Source organism: Flagellimonas aurea (assembly GCF_017313785.1).
GTDB lineage: Bacteria > Bacteroidota > Bacteroidia > Flavobacteriales > Flavobacteriaceae > Flagellimonas > Flagellimonas aurea.
In genome coordinates this window covers 301,442-319,073 of record NZ_JAFLNL010000002.1, presented here as the reverse complement: position 1 = coordinate 319,073, position 17,632 = coordinate 301,442, and the positions used below count along the sequence as shown (strand labels likewise).

Below are 17,632 nucleotides of genomic sequence, written 5' to 3'. Positions count from 1 at the left end.
GATAATCATTTGTAAAAAAATGAAGTGCCGGTGTTTAGTTGTTGATAATGGCAACTGTTGTGCAAGCCACAATGGCAGCAGTCTCGGTACGAAGCCTATTTTGACCCAAGGAAATGGGGATATACCCCTTTTCTTTGGACAGGTCGATTTCATCCTTGGAGAAGTCACCTTCTGGACCGATAAGTATGGTAACATCGTTATCTGCGATTACTCTTCGTTTTAATTCCATCTTTTCCCCGTTCTGGCAATGTGCTATGAACTTGAAGCCCACAGAAATATTCGTTTCAATGAACTCTTTATAAGAAATGGGCGGGTTGATCTTGGGTAAAATGGTTTGCAAAGATTGTTTCATGGCCGATTGCAGCACTCTTTCCATCCGTTCCAGCTTGATGGTCTTTCTTTCGGAATGGTCACAAATAATAGGGGTGATCTCATCCACGCCGATTTCCGTGGCCTTTTCCAAAAACCATTCATAACGATCGTTCATTTTGGTAGGTGCCACTGCCATGTGCAGTTTGTACCTTTTGGGAATGGTCCTACTTTCCGAAATAATGCGCACTTTGCATCTTTTTTGGTCCGCCTCCAAAATCTCTGCTTCGAACAGGTAGCCCTTGCCATTTGTAATTTGGACGGTATCCCCTTCGGATTTTCTGAGCACCTTTACGATGTGTTTGCTTTCGTCCGGAGGAAAAACAAATTGCTTGGCGCTATTGTCCAATTTGGCGTTGTAAAAAAGTTGCATAGCGAAGGTTTAAATAGTTAGCTGCCGATGGCATATCGTGCCTTGGCAGCAATATTTTGATGGGAAAACTCCCCTTTGTTGAATTTGAGATAGCCCACAATACCGATCATGGCGGCATTGTCCGTGCAATACTCAAATTTAGGAATAAAGGTTTGCCAGCCCAACTTTTCCTCGGCATCTCTTAATCTACCACGGATTCCCGAATTGGCGGCCACTCCGCCACCAATGGCAATTTGGGTTATATGGGTCTGCTCAACAGCCATTTGAAGTTTTTCCATTAGAATTTCTAAAATAGTATATTGTACCGAAGCGCAGATGTCGTTTATGTTTTGGTCAACAAAATCAGGGTTTTTTTGGGTCTCGCGTTGCAAAAAATAAAGAATACTGGTCTTTAATCCGCTAAAACTGAAATTTAGACCATCAACCTTTGGTTTGGGAAAAGTAAAGGCGGTAGGATCTCCCAGTTTGGCATATTTGTCTATGAGTGGTCCGCCAGGGTAGGGCAGTCCCATCAATTTAGCACTTTTATCGAACGCTTCGCCAACGGCATCGTCCAAGGTCTCACCCAAAACTTCCATGGTAAAGTGGTCGGTAACCTTCACAATTTGTGTATGACCACCACTAATGGTCATGGCCAAAAAAGGAAATGTGGGGGAGCGTTGGGCGTCATCCTCGATAAAATGGGCCAGGATATGGGCTTCCATATGGTTGACCTCGATCAAGGGAATGTTCAGTCCCAGGGCCAACGACTTGGCAAATGAAGTCCCGACCAACAATGACCCCATAAGTCCGGGCCCTCTGGTAAAGGCTATGGCAGATAGTTGTTTTTTATCGATATTTGCTTTGGCCAAGGCTTGGTGCACTACGGGAACAATATTTTGTTGATGTGCCCTGGATGCCAATTCTGGGACAACACCTCCATATTGCTTGTGAATTTCTTGTGTGGCTACAACATTGCTCAGTACTTTTGTATTGCAAAGTACGGCCGCCGAAGTATCATCGCAGGATGATTCGATTGCTAGAATATATTTTTTTGAATTTTCCACAGGTTTTGGAACAAAAATTGGTCATCAAAGGTAAAACATAAAAGCCCTATCAAAAAACTTCGTAAAATACTGTTGCGTATCCTAATGGCCATCATCCTTATTCTGGTTTTGGGGTCATTGGTCCTTTCCATGCCATCGGTCCAGACCAGACTGGGAAAATATGCAACGGATAGGTTGAACGAGGAGTTTGGGACCAATATCCAAGTTGATAGGGTAAGTATATCGCTCTTTAATTTAAATGCGGGCTTAAAGGGCGTTTATGTGGAAGACTACAAACAGGACACTCTTTTTTATATACGCAAACTCACTACCTCGGTTCTAAACCTTCGGAACATGGCCAATAATAAAATGGAGTTTGGCGATATGGAATTGGACGGTCTCACCTTCAATTTAAAGACTTACAAAGACGAATCTCAGACTAATTTGGATGTTTTTGTGGATAAGTTGGATGATGGAAAACCTCGTGACCCAGGCACTCCTCCATTTTTCTTGTCCTCGGGAGAGGTAGAGATCCATAATGGAAAGTTCAGGTTGGTAGATGAAAACTTGGAAGCTGCCGAAGTGTTGAACTTTTCCGAAATAGACATTCTGGCACATGACTTTCAAATCCTTGGGCCAGATGTTTCTTTAAAAATTGAAAACTTGTCCACGTTGGCCAAAAGGGGAATCCGGTTAGAGAAACTTGCTGCGGATTTTCAATATACCACGGAATACATGCGTTTTGATTCCCTATTGATAGATACCGAACAGTCCGAGCTCAAAGGGAACCTCATGTTTAAGTACGAACGTGAGGATTTGGCAAACTTTGTGGACTTGGTGGAAATAGAGGCGAATTTTACAGAATCCACTGTTGCCCTCAACGAAGTGAATGCTTTTTTTGATGAGTTTGGGCAAGATAAGATTGTGAACTTCACTGGGGATTTTAGCGGTAAACTTAATCAGCTTCAAGTAGATGATCTGTTTCTTTTTACGGACAATACAGGTATACGTGGAGATTTTAGGTTCGACAACATGTTCAGCGAGCAGGCTCCTTTCGTACTGCGGGGCGATATAGATAACCTGACCTCCAGCTATTACCAACTACGGAGCATATTGCCCAAAATCTTGGGGGACAACATTCCAGCTTCGGTCCAAAAACTAGGGCAATTTACCGTACGTGGCGATACGGAAATTACAGAAACATCAATAGACGTTACCGTAAACCTGAATACAGCAGTAGGGGATAGTTATGTTGATTTGCAAATGACCAATGTGCAGACAATTGAGGATGCTTCTTACATTGGTTTTATATCCTTGATCGATTTTAATCTCGGAGAGTTTATAGACAATGGCCAATTGGGGCTGGCGTCGATGGATATGAATGTGGAAGGAAAGGGCTTTGTTGCAGAGAGTTTGAACACGGAGATTTCCGGTGATGTTTACAAATTTGAATTCAATGGCTACGAATACAACAAAATAAAAGTATCAGGTATCCTAAGGAATCAATTGTTCGATGGGGTTCTTCTCTGTAACGACGAAAACTTCAGGTTCGATTTTCAAGGGTTGGCCAACTTTGGTGAGCGCGAGAACAAATTCAACTTTGTTGCAGCCGTCGATTACGCGGATTTAAAAGCTTTGAAATTCATCAATGATAGCATTTCAATTTTCAAGGGGCATGTCAACATGGATATCGAAGGTAACAACCTGGACGATATGGCCGGACAACTGCGATTTTCCAACACCACATATCAAAATAAAAATGACACTTATTATTTTGAGGATTTTAGTGTGGTATCCTCTTTTGATAGCGATACTATCCGTACCATAGAGATCAACTCTCCGGATATTATTACTGGGTATATGAGGGGCAGCTTCAAAATAAATGAGCTGGGCCAATTGGTTCAGAACTCAGTAGGAAGCATTTATACCAATTACCAGCCCTTCAAGATTTCCGATGGGCAATACCTTGATTTCAATTTTAAAATTTACAATAAAATCGTTGATGTGTTCGTACCAGAAATTGCTTTTGATGCAAACACGTTTATCCGAGGGGCCATTCGGGCCGACCAAAGTGATTTTAAGCTCACCTTTAGATCTCCCAGTATTGAAGCGTTCGGCAATAAGTTCGATAATATTGAATTAAAGATCGATAATAAAAACCCGTTGTTCAACACCTTCGTATCCGTTGAGGACATGTCCACAGTGTATTATGATATCAAGGATTTTAGTTTGATCAATACCACCTTGAAGGATACGCTTTTCTTTAGAACGGAGTTCAAGGGAGGGAGCGAGTTCAATGACAGTTACAACCTCAATTTTTATCATACGTTCAACGAGAATAACCGTTCCGTGATCGGTCTAAAAAAATCTGATGTCAGTTTCAAGGGCAATACGTGGGTACTCAACAAAAATGGAAACGACAAGAACAAGGTCATCTTCAATAGTTCCTTGGACAGCATCCGGATAGAGGATGTGGTGATGGACAACAATAACGAGGAACAAATCCGGTTAAGGGGCGAGTTGGCCGATTCAACGTATAAAGATTTGGATCTTCAGTTCAAATTGGTATCTCTCAACAAGATCACTCCGACCATAGATAGTTTAAAGCTCAATGGAGAAGTGGAGGGGTTTCTCAACATTTTACAGAAAGATGGTAACTATTTGCCCACCTCCAGCCTGAACATCAAGAACTTTAGCGTAAACGACATGCGAATGGGTGATTTGGAGGTCGGAATCTATGGGAACAACGATCTTACCGAATTTGGTGTCAGTACTTGGCTCAATGATGATGGAAAGGAACGTATGAGCGTAAATGGTAGGGTAACCAATATCAATAACAAACAGGAACTTGACCTAACGGCCAATTTTAAGGATTTTGCCATGGAACCCTTTAAGCCATTGGGACAGGATATTATCTCGAATATTCGGGGCTTTATAAGCGGGGATGCAGTGATTACAGGAGATGTCAAAAATCCATCGATCAACGGTTTGTTGACCTTGGACGAAGCTGGTATTGGAATTCCATACCTTAACGTAGACTATGATTTTGCTCCGCGCTCTCAGGTACGGCTCTTTGATCAGACCTTTTATTTTGAAAATGTGCTATTGTCGGATGTGGAAGAGGGAACCACTGCAACCTTGGACGGGACCATTAGCCATACAGGTTTTGATGATTGGTATCTTGGATTGGATGTTGATACCAAAAACGATCGTTTTATGATATTGAATACCGAGTACGATGAGGAATCACTGTACTACGGACAAGGATTTATCAATGGAACGGGAAGTATTTATGGTTCCGTAGATGCTTTGACCATATCGGTGGATGCCAGCACAGCAAGGGGAACCTCGCTAAAGATTCCATTGAGCGATGTAACTAGCGTAGGTGATTATTCCTTTATCAACTTTATAGAGCGGGGAGGGGAAGGTGCCTTGGAAGAAGAACGGATCCTGGAAGAATACCAAGGACTGGAAATGGCATTTGATCTTGCCGTAACCCCTGAGGCTGAAGTGGAGATAGTGGTCGATCAGACCACAGGGAGTTCTCTGAAGGGAACTGGTGAAGGTATCTTGTTGATAGAGATCAATACCAATGGAAAGTTCAATATGTATGGGGATTTTGTAGTGGTCACAGGAGAATATAACTTTAAATATGGCGGTGTCATCGATAAAAAGTTTCAAGTACGCCCTGGTGGTACCATTTTATGGGAGCAAGATCCATTGGCGGCCCAATTGGGTCTGGAAGCCGTATATTCCCTGAATGCCAACCCCGCCCCACTTTTGGACAACGCTGGATACACGGGTAGAATCCCTACCGAGGTCGTGGTGCGATTGGATGGTGAACTTGAAAGCCCCAATATTACGTTCGATATCGACTTTCCGGGCACCACATCCGTTGTGCAATCAGAACTTGAGTATCGATTGCAAGACCCTACAATTAAGGAAAGGAATGCGTTTTTCTTGCTGGCCCAAGGTACCTTTGTAAACCCGCAATCAGGTGGAATCAATCAACAGGCCGTAACCGGCAACCTGATTCAGACTGCTTCCGGACTTTTCAATCAAATCCTATCGGGCAATAATGATAAACTAAATTTTGGTGTATCCTACGAACAGGGCTATAACGATCCTAATGCAGATATTGCCACAGAGGACAGGATAGGGGTAACGGTATCCACCCAATTATCCGACCGAATCTTGGTGAACGGAAGAGTAGGGGTGCCGGTAGGGGGAGTTTCAGAGACCGTGGTAGCAGGAGATGTGGAAGTACAAGTGCTGTTGAACGATGAAGGTACATTGAGCGCCAAGATATTTAACCGGGAAAATCAAATACAACAATTCTTGGCCGAACGGCAGGGCTATACCCAAGGACTGGGATTGTCCTATCAGGTGGATTTTGATAGTTTTAGAGAGTTGATGAGAAAGGTGTTCAATAAGCGGGAAGAGCCATCAAAAGCGGAGGATTCGTTACCTAAAGAACGACAGGTTCAGGTCATGGGGAAGGATAGCCTGATTCGTTTTTCGGAAAAGCCTATAAATCGGCCATAATCAATCTGATATATTTTATATTTTTAAATGTTTTTGTACTAATTTATTACGAAAACGTTTGAGAGAGGCCTTAAAAACAAATAAATTATTAAGACATTTAAAATTTGAATAAAGTTTCCTAGTTTTGATCTCTTAAAAATTTGAATGGCTTCAGAAATCAAAAAAATAGGAGTTTTTACGTCTGGCGGAGACTCTCCTGGAATGAATGCCGCAATTCGTTCCGTAGTCCGTACTTGTGCATATTTGAATATTGAGTGTGTTGGAATCTACCGTGGATATCAGGGGATGATCGAAGGAGATTTTAAAACCTTGGATGCACGTAGTGTAAACAATATTATCAACAAGGGAGGGACTATATTAAAATCTGCCCGATGCGAAGAATTTAGAACCAAGGAAGGAAGGAAGAAAGCATACGACCAATTAACCAAGGAAGGTATCAATGCCTTTGTTGTAATTGGAGGAAATGGAAGCTTTACAGGAGCACTTTTGTTTACAGAAGAATATGATTTTCCGGTAATCGGAATTCCCGGTACCATTGACAACGATATCCTGGGGTCATCGTTTACCATAGGTTTTGATACCGCTATAAACACAGTGGTGGATGCCATTGATAAGATACGTGATACAGCTAGCTCCCATAACAGGCTCTTTTTTGTTGAGGTAATGGGGCGCGATGTTGGTCATATTGCACTTAATGCGGGTGTTGGAGCAGGAGCGGAAGAGATATTGATTCCGGAGCAGAATCTTGGTTTGGAGCGTTTGTTGGATTCACTGAAACGAAGTAAGGCTTCTGGAAAATCGTCCAGTATTGTCATTGTTGCAGAAGGTGATAAAATCGGTAAAAACGTATTTGAGCTCAAGGAATATGTAGAGGAACATCTGCCCATCTATGATGTTAGGGTTTCCGTACTCGGGCACATGCAAAGAGGAGGCAACCCAACTTGTTTTGATCGCGTGTTGGCCAGTAGAATGGGAGTAAAGGCAGTAGAAAGTATATTGGAGGGTAAGACCAATCTTATGGTCGGTATCCGGGATACTAAATTGGTGCTTACCCCACTGGCGGAAGCCATTAAGGCCCATACAGAAATAGACGAAGAACTCATTAGAGTTTCCGATATAATGACAACTTAAATTTAAACACAAAAAAAGTAAACATGTCAAATTTGAAAATAGGAATCAACGGATTCGGTAGAATAGGAAGGTTGGTATTTAGAGCAACCGTAAAAAGAGGTGATGTGGATGTTGTGGCAATCAACGATTTGTTGGATGTTGAGCATCTAGCCTACTTGTTAAAGTACGACTCCGTTCACGGAAACTTTGACGGTACCGTAGAAGTTAAGGATGGAAATCTAGTAGTAAACGGTAACACTATCAGGATTACTGCAGAGCGCGACCCAAAGAACTTGAAATGGGACGCTGTTGGTGCTGAAATCGTTGCAGAATGTACCGGTATATTTACCACATTGGATATGGCCCAATCACATATTGATGGTGGTGCCAAGAAAGTAGTTATTTCTGCTCCATCCAAAGATGCTCCTATGTTCGTAATGGGCGTTAACCACAAAGATGTAAAAGCAACGGATACCATTATCTCCAATGCTTCTTGTACTACCAACTGTTTGGCGCCAATTGCCAAAGTACTTAACGATGAGTTCGGTATAGCAGAGGCCTTGATGACAACGGTACACGCTACCACAGCTACCCAATTGACGGTTGATGGTCCTTCAAAAAAGGATTATAGAGGAGGTAGAAGTGCCCTTTTGAACATTATTCCAGCAGCTACAGGTGCGGCCAAAGCCGTAACCAAAGTTATTCCTTCATTGGAAGGTAAATTGACAGGTATGGCCTTTAGGGTACCTACTGCTGACGTTTCTGTAGTGGATTTGACCGTTAAATTGGAAAAGGAAACTTCTTACGAAGGTATCAAAGCTGCAATGAAGGCCGCTTCTGAAGGTGAATTGGCCGGCGTTTTGGGCTACACTGAGGAGTTGGTGGTCTCTCAAGATTTTGTGGGCGATGTTAGAACATCCATATTTGATGCAGATGCAGGAATCGAATTGAATTCCAAATTCTTCAAGGTAGTATCTTGGTACGATAACGAAACAGGGTACTCCAATAAATTGGTAGAATTGGCACTGCACGCAGCTAGCCTGTAAATATTTATCTCAAATAATTTTTTTCCTGAAGAGGGATTTTTTCACCCTCTTCAGGATTTTAATATAAAAAATCTCGACGTATGATTTTGATCGTGGATAGTGGCGCCACTAAATCCGATTGGATTGCCCTTGATGAAAAAGGGGAACAGCTTTTTGTTACCCAAACCCTGGGACTTAGCCCGGAAGTGCTTACCAAAGAAGTGATAGAGGATAGGTTGGCCAACAATTTTGAACTGTCCAAGAACAAAGAAAAAGTACGTCAGCTTTATTTCTACGGTGCCGGTTGCGGAACCGATAGAATGAAGAATTTTTTAAAGGCCATATTTAAGGATTTCTTTCCCAATGCCAAGGCAGAAGTACGGGAAGATACCTATGCGGCCATCTACGCCACTACAAAAATTGGAAGGCAGGGCATTGTATGTATTTTGGGTACAGGGTCCAATTGTAGTTATTATGATGGTCACCAGTTGATACAAAAGGTAACATCTTTGGGATATATCCTAATGGATGATGGTAGTGGTAATTTCTTTGGCCGTAAACTGATCAGGGATTATTATTTTCACAAAATGCCACAGGATTTGGGAATGAAGTTTGCCAAGGAATACGATCTCGATGCCGATGTAATCAAAGAACATCTCTACAAACAGCCCAACCCCAATACCTATTTGGCCACTTTTGCCCGATTCATTATAGAGAACAAGGAACATCCCTACTGCAAGGGGGTCATTGAGAAAGGTCTACAGCAGTTCGTTAACAACTATATCATGCAATATGAACTGGCAACAAAGGTTCCCGTAAGCTTCGTGGGCAGTATTGCACATTTCTTGCAAGATGAATTAAAAGCTTGTATTGAACGAAACGACCTGATTCTTGGTGTTATCAGAAGAAGACCTATAGAAGGCTTGGTAGAGTTTCACAAGGAAACTATTTAATCGCTATCATCGATATTTCTACATTAACAAACTTGGGAAGGTTTGCAACCTCTACTGTTTCTCTGGCGGGGGCAGTATCAGCATCAAAATAAGTTCCATACACCTCATTTATTTGGGCAAACTGGTTCATATCCTTTATAAAAATAGAGGACTTGATGACGTGCTCAAAAGTCATTCCCGCTTCTTCCAGAATGGCCTTTAGGTTTTCCATGGACTGTTTTGTTTCCTTCTTGATGTCGCCCTCGACCAATTTTCCCGTAGCTGGGTCTATGGGAATCTGTCCAGAAATGTAAAGGGTGTCTTTTACGAGTACTGCTTGATTGTATGGCCCGATTGGAGCTGGTGCTTTTGAGGTGTTGATTATTTTTTTCATGAGAATATTTTTATTGAATCTAGGGTAAAGATAAAATAGAATGCATTAACGCTGGCTTCTATTTTCCCATTTAATATCGCTTAAAATGGAACTCTTTATCCCAATAAAGAAGTACCAGCGCTCGTATCTTCCAAAAGGTGTCCAGTCAAAACTGAGCCTAAAACTACCAAGGTCGCGTTTAAATGCAAAGCGGGTATCGGCAAAGCCCTTGTTCTTTAAATCATAACCGGAGTTGAACCCTACTTCCCATTTGGGCGTTAGCTGAATGTTGCCCGAAAACATCAGGGAGTGGTTGGTTATCTCACTTTGCCTGTTACTATTGTTGTAAGAGGCAACGTAGGTGAACCTTGCATCCCATGGCAATTTGTTGTTGTACAATTGTTGCTCTTCGCCCTTATTACTGTCCTTCTCATTAGTCCTTCCTCTGTTAAAACGCGACTGTTCCCCTCGAACATCATCCATGGCAAAAGGGTTGTCACTAAAGTTGGATTGCACCTCTTCATCGCTTTTGTCTTTGGCCCCTCCCTTCTGGAACATTTCACTGTTCAGGGAGAAACTGGTGTTGACTCGGGCCGAGGTTAAACGGGCGATACCGCCTCCATTGTTGATGTTAAGGGTATTTATCCGCCTACCGCTGTTGTCGATGGCGTAGGGGTCGAACGTAGCAGCAAAGTTGATGGGCACATTTTTTATGATTTCCGTTGCACCGCTCATATTTATTGGACTGAGCTTTAATGAATCTGCTTCAAGGTTATAACTGGCATTGAAACTCAGGTTGCTAAGAATCTTGACCTTTTTTGGCTCTGTTGCCGTTGAATCTTTGTCCCTCACCTTGGCTTCCAAGGAGTTTTGAAGGGAAAAACTCAAGGAGCTCCCTTTGTTCAATGAAGGCCTCCCATATAAACTGGTTTCGTAGGGGGTGTATTCCACTTGATCGCCATCTTCATCAATATAGCTATCGTAAAATTGCTCAAAGGAAGGTGTGTAGCTGTAGCTTATAGAGGGACGCATTACGTGGCGCAGGGCCTGTATTTTTTTATCCTCCCCACGGTTCCATGTCCCATAGACCGTTGTTCCGATACTGGTACCAAAACTGTACCTGTTGAACCTATCGAATCCGGAAATGGTGTCCGTCACTACCTCCTCTATTTCGGCATCATACCGGCGTCTTATGGTTTCCATGGTCCATACGTCCTCGTAGTTACCGTTCAAGCTCACACTAAGGTACTTTGCCAGTTTAAAGTTGGTAGCAACTGGTATTCTATGGCGGGCCCCGATACGGGCATCATCGAACATTCCACTTTTAAAAAAGTTTTCCTCCGTAGTGGTGATGCTGTTCTGCGCATTCACATCATACTGAAAATTGATGTTCTCAAAAACACCTTTTTTCACCGCATCCCTTTTTACAAATGGATAGATACGCTCCATGCTTGCCTGAAAGGTCGGCAATGACATGTTTATCGTCCTTTCTTCCGAACGGTTGTTCTGTGTGTGGCTCAACGTAAGGCTGGTATTTACGGACGGGTATTCTGGAAATGTTTTGGAGTAGCTTATGGAGGATGCAAAGGTGTTCGTTTGTGAATTGTTCCGGTTAAATTGGTTCAGGGAGTTCGAATAATATTGACTGGAACCTAAGTTAACGGAAGCCGAAAATCGGGAATTTGGACTGGCCTTTGGGTCTTGAGAGTGGGAAATCCGAATATTATAATTGCTCGTTCGACTGTAATCATCAAATCCCCTTTGGCTGGTCACCAGGTTCTCGTAGCTTATATTTACGTTTCCATTGAACTTATATCTTTTGGAGTAAATGGACCTACCCTGTAACCCATAACTGCCATTGGTATAATAATCACCCGTAATACTAAGATCAACGTAGTCGCTTATGGGCAGGTAATACCCACCATTTTGTATAAAATACCCTCTTCTTGGGTCGTTACCGAAGGTAGGGAAGAGGATACCGGCCACCCTTCCGGTGGTCAAAGGGAAATAGGCAAAGGGAAGCGCTATAGGCGTGGGCACATCCATGATGTACATGTTACTGTACCCTGCGATAATTTTCTTTTTGGGGACAAACTTTGCCTTTCGCACCCTAATGTAATAGTCCGGGTTAACAGTATCGTTGGAGGTGGTCAACTTACCTTCGTTCAAGAAATAGACGGAATCGTTCTCTTTTTTGGTCTTTTCGGCATATACTTTCATCGCATCACTTCCCAATTGTCCAAGACCTGCTTCTTGTTCCGTCCTCGAATTCCAGATCAATGCTTTTTGCGTATCAAAATTGAACCGTATCGAATCGGGCCGTACCTCTTGGCTTCCCTGCTTAAAAAAAGGCAATTGGGAGTAATTCCCCAACGAATCCTTCATACGGCCAGCATATACCTCATTTTTGACATAATCCATTACAATTACACCAGCTTTGAGTTCGGTGTCCTGGTAATAGATTTCCGCTTCGTCGTACAGGTAAATTTTATTGTCCTTTTGACTTAACTTTACATAATCCTTAGCCTTATATTTTATTTTATCCAATAGCAAAGGTTGCTTTTTTGGCACGGTATCTGTTTCAACAGAATCAGTTTCGCTGGAACCGCTAAGGATGTTCGGAGGAAGCAAAGGAGCATAAATTGTGTCCTTGATGGCCTTGATGGGCAAGGGTTTAATTGGATCTTCCTGAGCACTTAAGGTAGCGATGCCACAAAGAAGAACAAATAGGAAAAGTAAAAGATGTTTATTTGGTTGCAACGTGATAAATCCTATTTTTGTGCTAGTTGGCCCAGTTCAGGGATCAAACTTACATATATTTTTTGTTCTACTAATTGGGGATTACAATATTTTTAACCATTACTGGACACTATAATTACTCAAATCTTATGAATAAAAGTCGGTTGGCATTTTTAGTTGTTATACTTCTGGCCCTTCCTTTGACCTCATTCAACAAAAATGATACCGAGGTTCAATCGAAGGATAAATTTGTTGTTGTTTTGGATGCAGGGCATGGTGGACATGACCCCGGAAACATTGGAAACGGTTATTTGGAGAAAAAAATTGCCTTGGCCATTGTACTCAATGTAGGAAAACAGCTGGAGAAGCATCAAGACATTAAGGTCGTCTATACACGTGATGACGATACATTTGTAGATTTGTTCGAGCGCGGGGAGATTGCCAACAAGGCCAATGCGGATTTATTTGTATCCGTACATTGCAATGCCCATAGTTCCGATGCTTATGGTACCGAGACCTATGTGTTGGGATTGCATGCCAACCGTCAAAACTTTGAGGTGGCCAAGAAAGAGAACTCTGTAATCTATTTGGAGGATAATTACGAACAGCGGTATGCCGAGTATGACATTAATTCCCCTGAATCGGTAATTGGTCTTACCATTATGCAGGAAGAGTTTTTGGACCAGAGCATACAATTGGGCAAAAAGCTTCAGGACAATTTTACAAAACAGTTAAAGCGTAAGGACCGAAAAGTCAAGCAAGCGGGATTCATTGTACTGCACCAGACCTTTATGCCAAGTGTTTTGGTCGAGGCTGGATTTTTGACCAACAAGAATGAAGGAAGCTACCTTAATTCAAAAAAAGGACAGGAAGAAATGGGAAATGCCATTGCCAAAGCGGTTTTGGCGTATAAAGAAGAAATGGGACTTACTACTTCAATTTCCGTTCCTGATGAAAAGATTGAAGATGTCGAAGTTGTTGATAATGTCAAAGAAGAAACGCTTAAACAAACAATCAAAGAAACAGCAGTTGAAAAGGAACCGGTAAAACAAGAAACAAATACCGTCGCTTCATCCGAATCAGAAAAAGAAACTGTTGTGGAATCCAAGGATACAGGAGTAGTTTTTAAAGTACAGCTAATGGCAAGTGGAAAAACGATACCTTTAAGACCGGATAATTTTAACGGGCTGGATCAATTGTCCAAAGAGCCATATAAGAACATGTATAGATATATGTATGGCAATGCCAACAATTATGAAGCGGCGAAGCGGTTGAAAAATGATGCGGATGCAAAGGGTTATACCACATCGTATATTGTTGCATACAAAAATGGGGTAAGGGTTCCGATAACGGACGCATTGAAGTAGCAATCCTTCAAATACCCTCTTGTGAAAATTATTCCTAATTTTGTTTAAAACATAAACCGAATCTTTTGAAACTATCCAGGGAAATAAAAACTGGGATCATTGTAGTCGCTGGAATAGTGGCCTTGATCTTTGGACTTAGCTACTTAAAATCCTCCGCTCTTTTTGAAAAAAGTAAGACTTTTTACGCCGTTTATGATGATGTAGGAGGTTTGCAACCGGGAACAAAGGTGACGATCAACGGCTTTAATGTCGGTAATGTCACAGATATCAGGTTCAGGGACGGGTCTGGAAAACTATTGGTAACCTTGACCGTTACCAACGAATTTGAGTTCTCTAGTAATAGTATAGCAGAATTGTTCGATACAGGTATTATTGGGGGTAAGGGAGTGCAAATTGTACCAGTATTGGATAATGCGCCTCCGGCAAAATCGGGAGATACGCTACAATCCAAAATAAAACCGGGGCTTACCGAATTAGTACAGCAGAAACTCACGCCGTTGCAAATGAAGGTAGAAGGAGCGGTTTCCAATGCAGATTCACTTTTGATGAACGTAAACCAGATATTGGACGACCCTACCAAAAAGCAACTTCAGCAAACCATAGCCTCTTTGAACCAGTTGGTAAAATCGTTTAAGACAAGTGCGGACAATTTGAATGTTTTATTGGAAAATAACAAAATGCAACTGGACAGCTCTTTAAAAAATGTGAGCCATATTACCTCAAACTTTTCAAAACTCTCCGATTCCTTGGTCAATGCCGATTTGGGCGGAACTCTGGAGCAGTTCCAAGGCACGGTTGGTAAGTTGAACAGTATTCTGGCCAAGATAGAGCAGGGCGAAGGTTCTTTAGGAAAATTGCACAAGGATGATGCCCTTTACAATAACTTGGCCGAAGCATCCCGGGAACTCGATCTGTTGCTTCAGGACTTTAGGTTAAACCCAAAACGATACGTGAACGTTTCGGTATTCGGTAAAAAGCAAAAAGAGTACACACTTCCAGAGGATGACCCTGCCGAACAAGAGGAAAATCCTACCGAACAAAAAGAAAATAACCAGTAGATGGAATATTTGCCCAATATCATATTTGCCTTGGCCCTGATAGCGGGCATTGGCTTTTTTGCACGTAATGTAAAAAAGTTGACCCGGAACATTAAGCTGGGAAAAGATGTTGATGTAAGCGACAACAAATCGCAACGCTGGAAGAACATGGCAAGGATAGCCTTGGGCCAGACGAAAATGGTGGTAAGACCTGTAGCGGGCATTATGCACGTTATTGTTTATGTGGGCTTTATCATCATAAATATCGAGGTATTGGAAATCATCCTCGATGGGCTTTTGGGAACGCACAGGTTGTTTTCACCATTAGGTTCTATTTATGATTTTTTGATAGGCTCTTTTGAAATATTGGCGCTGCTGGTCATCGTGGCCGTAGTGGTTTTTTGGATACGAAGAAACATTATTAGGATTCAACGGTTCATAAAACCCGAAATGAAAGGGTGGCCCAAGACCGATGGAAATATGATCCTGTATATTGAGTTTGTACTGATGGTATTGTTCCTTACCATGAATGCGGCCGATTTTCAGTTGCAGCAACTGGGTGCCGAGCATTATCACGAAGCAGGAGCATTTCCAGTAAGCCAATTTATTGTTCCATTGTTTGATGGCCTTTCGGAATCATCAGTAATATGGATCGAAAGAACAGCATGGTGGTTACACATTTTAGGAATTTTGGCCTTTTTGAACTACCTCTATTACTCCAAACATTTACACATTCTGTTGGCGTTCCCCAATACCTATTACGGTAAGGTAAAGCCACAGGGGCAGTTCAATAATCTGGAATCGGTCACCAAGGAGGTCAAATTGATGATGGACCCTGATGCAGACCCTTATGCGGCTCCAGCCGAAGAAGATGCCGCCGAGCCTGAGAAATTTGGGGCATCCGATGTCATGGACCTGAATTGGGTGCAATTGCTCAATGCGTATACCTGTACCGAGTGTGGGCGATGTACATCAGAATGTCCGGCGAACCAAACAGGTAAAAAACTATCGCCTCGAAAAATAATGATGGACACCCGTGACCGATTGGAGGAAGTGGGCAAAATCATGGACGCCAATAAAGGAGAGTTTGTTTCCGATGGCAAACAATTATTGAACGATTATATTACACCCGAGGAACTTTGGGCATGTACTACGTGCAATGCGTGTGTGCAAGCCTGTCCCGTAAGCATCGACCCATTATCCATTATCGTGGAAATGCGTAGGTACTTAGTGATGGAGCAGTCCGCGGCGCCTACCGAATTGAACAATATGATGTCCAATATCGAAAACAACGGAGCCCCTTGGCCGTACAACCAAATGGACCGTCTAAACTGGGTAAACGAATAAATCTAAATCTATGAGCGAACAATTGAAGGTCAAGACCATGCAGGAGTTTATGGCAGAAGGAAAACAGCCAGAGATATTGTTCTGGGTGGGTTCTGCCGGTAGTTTTGATGATCGTGCCAAGAAGATATCAAGAGCTTTTGTAAAGTTGCTGAACAAGGCCAATGTTGATTTTGCGGTCTTGGGAACAGAGGAAAGTTCAACAGGGGATGTGGCAAAACGGGCAGGAAATGAATTTTTGTTCCAGATGCAGGCCATGATGAACATAGAGTTGTTGAATGGCTATGAAATTAAGAGAATTGTAACCTGTGACCCACATTCTTTCAATACGTTAAAAAATGAGTATCCAAGTTTGGGAGGGAACTATGATGTTCTGCACCATACGCAATACCTAAAAGAACTTATCGATAAGGGTAGGTTGACCCTAACTGGGGACGGATACAAAGGAAAACGAATCACTTTTCATGATCCATGTTATTTGGGCAGGGCCAATTCCGTTTTTGATGCTCCAAGGGAACTTCTAGCCAAAACCAATGCAGAATTGGTGGAAATGAAGCGCCATAAAAAAACGGCACTGTGCTGTGGGGCTGGTGGTGCACAAATGTTCAAAGAGCCCGAAAAGGGAGATATGGACGTCAACGTGCTGCGTACAAAAGGCGCTTTGGAGACCAACCCCGATATTATAGCCACTGGATGTCCTTATTGTAACACTATGATGACGGATGGTATCAAGGCACATGAGAAGGAGGACAGCGTCACGGTTTTGGATGTAGCCGAAGTATTGGCGAATTCCCAAGGATTGTAAAATGAAGGTTTAAATTTCAGGTCGAGCATAGTCGAGACCTTATTGAAAAAAAAATATGCTAGCAGATTTTAATGAATTGCCAGACCACTCCAGAGTTTGGATATACCAAGCCAACAGGAGCTTTACGGAGGAAGAACAGGAAGAACTGGAGGAAAGCCTGACCGCTTTTTTAAAGGAATGGACGGCCCATGGAAGTGACCTGCATGCAGGTTTTGAGATAAAATACAAACGGTTTATCGTCATTGGATTGGACCAGACCAATGTCAGTGCTTCGGGATGTTCCATTGACGCCTCTGTGCACTTTATCCAAAGTTTGGAGCAAAAATATAATGTGGAGCTACTGGATAGAATGAACGTTTCTTTTAAACAAGGGGAGTTTATAGCCTATAAGCCATTGATCGATTTTAAGAAACTGGCCAAGGCGAAATCAGTTTCCCCAAGTACCATCGTATTCAATAACTTGGTGGCTACCAAACAGGAATACTTGGAAAACTGGGAAGTCCCGGCCAGCGAAAGTTGGCACTCCAGATTTGTATAGCAAAACCCTTAATTTATCTTAATTTCCATACTTTCCTCGACGAAATGCAA

The 17,632-nt window shown here is 42.3% G+C and carries 13 protein-coding genes; 9 read left to right on the top strand and 4 right to left on the bottom strand.

Annotation, left to right across the window (positions count from 1 at the left end; translation table 11 throughout):
* Window positions 1–34: 34 nt before the first annotated feature.
* Window positions 35–742, bottom strand: a complete 708-nt coding sequence (locus J0656_RS04860) for a 16S rRNA (uracil(1498)-N(3))-methyltransferase (RefSeq protein ID WP_207031941.1) — start codon at window positions 740–742, stop codon at window positions 35–37.
* 17 nt (window positions 743–759) lie between these two features.
* Window positions 760–1,788, bottom strand: coding sequence for a tRNA (adenosine(37)-N6)-threonylcarbamoyltransferase complex transferase subunit TsaD (tsaD, locus tag J0656_RS04855; protein WP_207031939.1), 1,029 nt, complete (start codon window positions 1,786–1,788; stop codon window positions 760–762).
* A gap of 48 nt (window positions 1,789–1,836) precedes the next feature.
* On the opposite strand from tsaD, the gene J0656_RS04850 reads away from it, so the two are divergent.
* From J0656_RS04850 to J0656_RS04835, 4 genes are all read left to right on the top strand, one after another.
* Complete coding sequence (locus J0656_RS04850; RefSeq protein WP_470295089.1) at window positions 1,837–6,312, top strand: translocation/assembly module TamB domain-containing protein; 4,476 nt, start codon at window positions 1,837–1,839, stop codon at window positions 6,310–6,312.
* A 144-nt stretch (window positions 6,313–6,456) separates the two neighbouring features.
* Window positions 6,457–7,443, top strand: coding sequence for a 6-phosphofructokinase (pfkA, locus tag J0656_RS04845; protein ID WP_207031935.1), 987 nt, complete (start codon window positions 6,457–6,459; stop codon window positions 7,441–7,443).
* Window positions 7,444–7,466: 23 nt separating this feature from the next.
* A complete protein-coding gene (gap, locus tag J0656_RS04840) occupies window positions 7,467–8,468 on the top strand; it encodes a type I glyceraldehyde-3-phosphate dehydrogenase (protein WP_108244267.1) in 1,002 nt (333 codons plus the stop codon).
* Between the two features lie 80 nt (window positions 8,469–8,548).
* Complete coding sequence (locus tag J0656_RS04835) at window positions 8,549–9,400, top strand: N-acetylglucosamine kinase (RefSeq protein ID WP_207031933.1); 852 nt, start codon at window positions 8,549–8,551, stop codon at window positions 9,398–9,400.
* Here the strand turns inward: J0656_RS04835 and J0656_RS04830 are convergent.
* Both J0656_RS04830 and J0656_RS04825 read right to left on the bottom strand, forming a co-directional pair.
* The gene (locus J0656_RS04830) at window positions 9,393–9,773 is read right to left on the bottom strand and encodes a RidA family protein (protein WP_207031932.1); all 381 of its coding nucleotides are present in this window, start codon (window positions 9,771–9,773) and stop codon (window positions 9,393–9,395) included. The genes J0656_RS04835 and J0656_RS04830 overlap by 8 nt on opposite strands.
* 45 nt (window positions 9,774–9,818) lie before the next feature.
* The gene (locus J0656_RS04825) at window positions 9,819–12,512 is read right to left on the bottom strand and encodes a putative LPS assembly protein LptD (protein WP_207031930.1); all 2,694 of its coding nucleotides are present in this window, start codon (window positions 12,510–12,512) and stop codon (window positions 9,819–9,821) included.
* Window positions 12,513–12,640: 128 nt separating this feature from the next.
* Here J0656_RS04825 and J0656_RS04820 point away from each other — a divergent pair, with 128 nt between their 5' ends.
* From J0656_RS04820 to J0656_RS04800, 5 genes are all read left to right on the top strand, one after another.
* The gene (locus tag J0656_RS04820) at window positions 12,641–13,858 is read left to right on the top strand and encodes an N-acetylmuramoyl-L-alanine amidase family protein (RefSeq protein WP_207031928.1); all 1,218 of its coding nucleotides are present in this window, start codon (window positions 12,641–12,643) and stop codon (window positions 13,856–13,858) included.
* A 65-nt stretch (window positions 13,859–13,923) separates the two neighbouring features.
* The gene (locus J0656_RS04815) at window positions 13,924–14,916 is read left to right on the top strand and encodes an MlaD family protein (RefSeq protein WP_207031927.1); all 993 of its coding nucleotides are present in this window, start codon (window positions 13,924–13,926) and stop codon (window positions 14,914–14,916) included.
* Window positions 14,917–16,242 carry a 4Fe-4S dicluster domain-containing protein gene (locus tag J0656_RS04810; RefSeq protein ID WP_207031926.1) on the top strand — a complete coding sequence of 442 codons (1,326 nt, stop codon included), beginning with the start codon at window positions 14,917–14,919 and terminating at the stop codon, window positions 16,240–16,242. It begins immediately after the preceding gene.
* A 10-nt stretch (window positions 16,243–16,252) separates the two neighbouring features.
* A complete protein-coding gene (locus J0656_RS04805; RefSeq protein WP_207031925.1) occupies window positions 16,253–17,044 on the top strand; it encodes a (Fe-S)-binding protein in 792 nt (263 codons plus the stop codon).
* 55 nt (window positions 17,045–17,099) lie between these two features.
* Window positions 17,100–17,582, top strand: a complete 483-nt coding sequence (locus tag J0656_RS04800; protein ID WP_207031924.1) for an ABC transporter ATPase — start codon at window positions 17,100–17,102, stop codon at window positions 17,580–17,582.
* The last annotated feature ends 50 nt before the right edge of the window (window positions 17,583–17,632 follow it).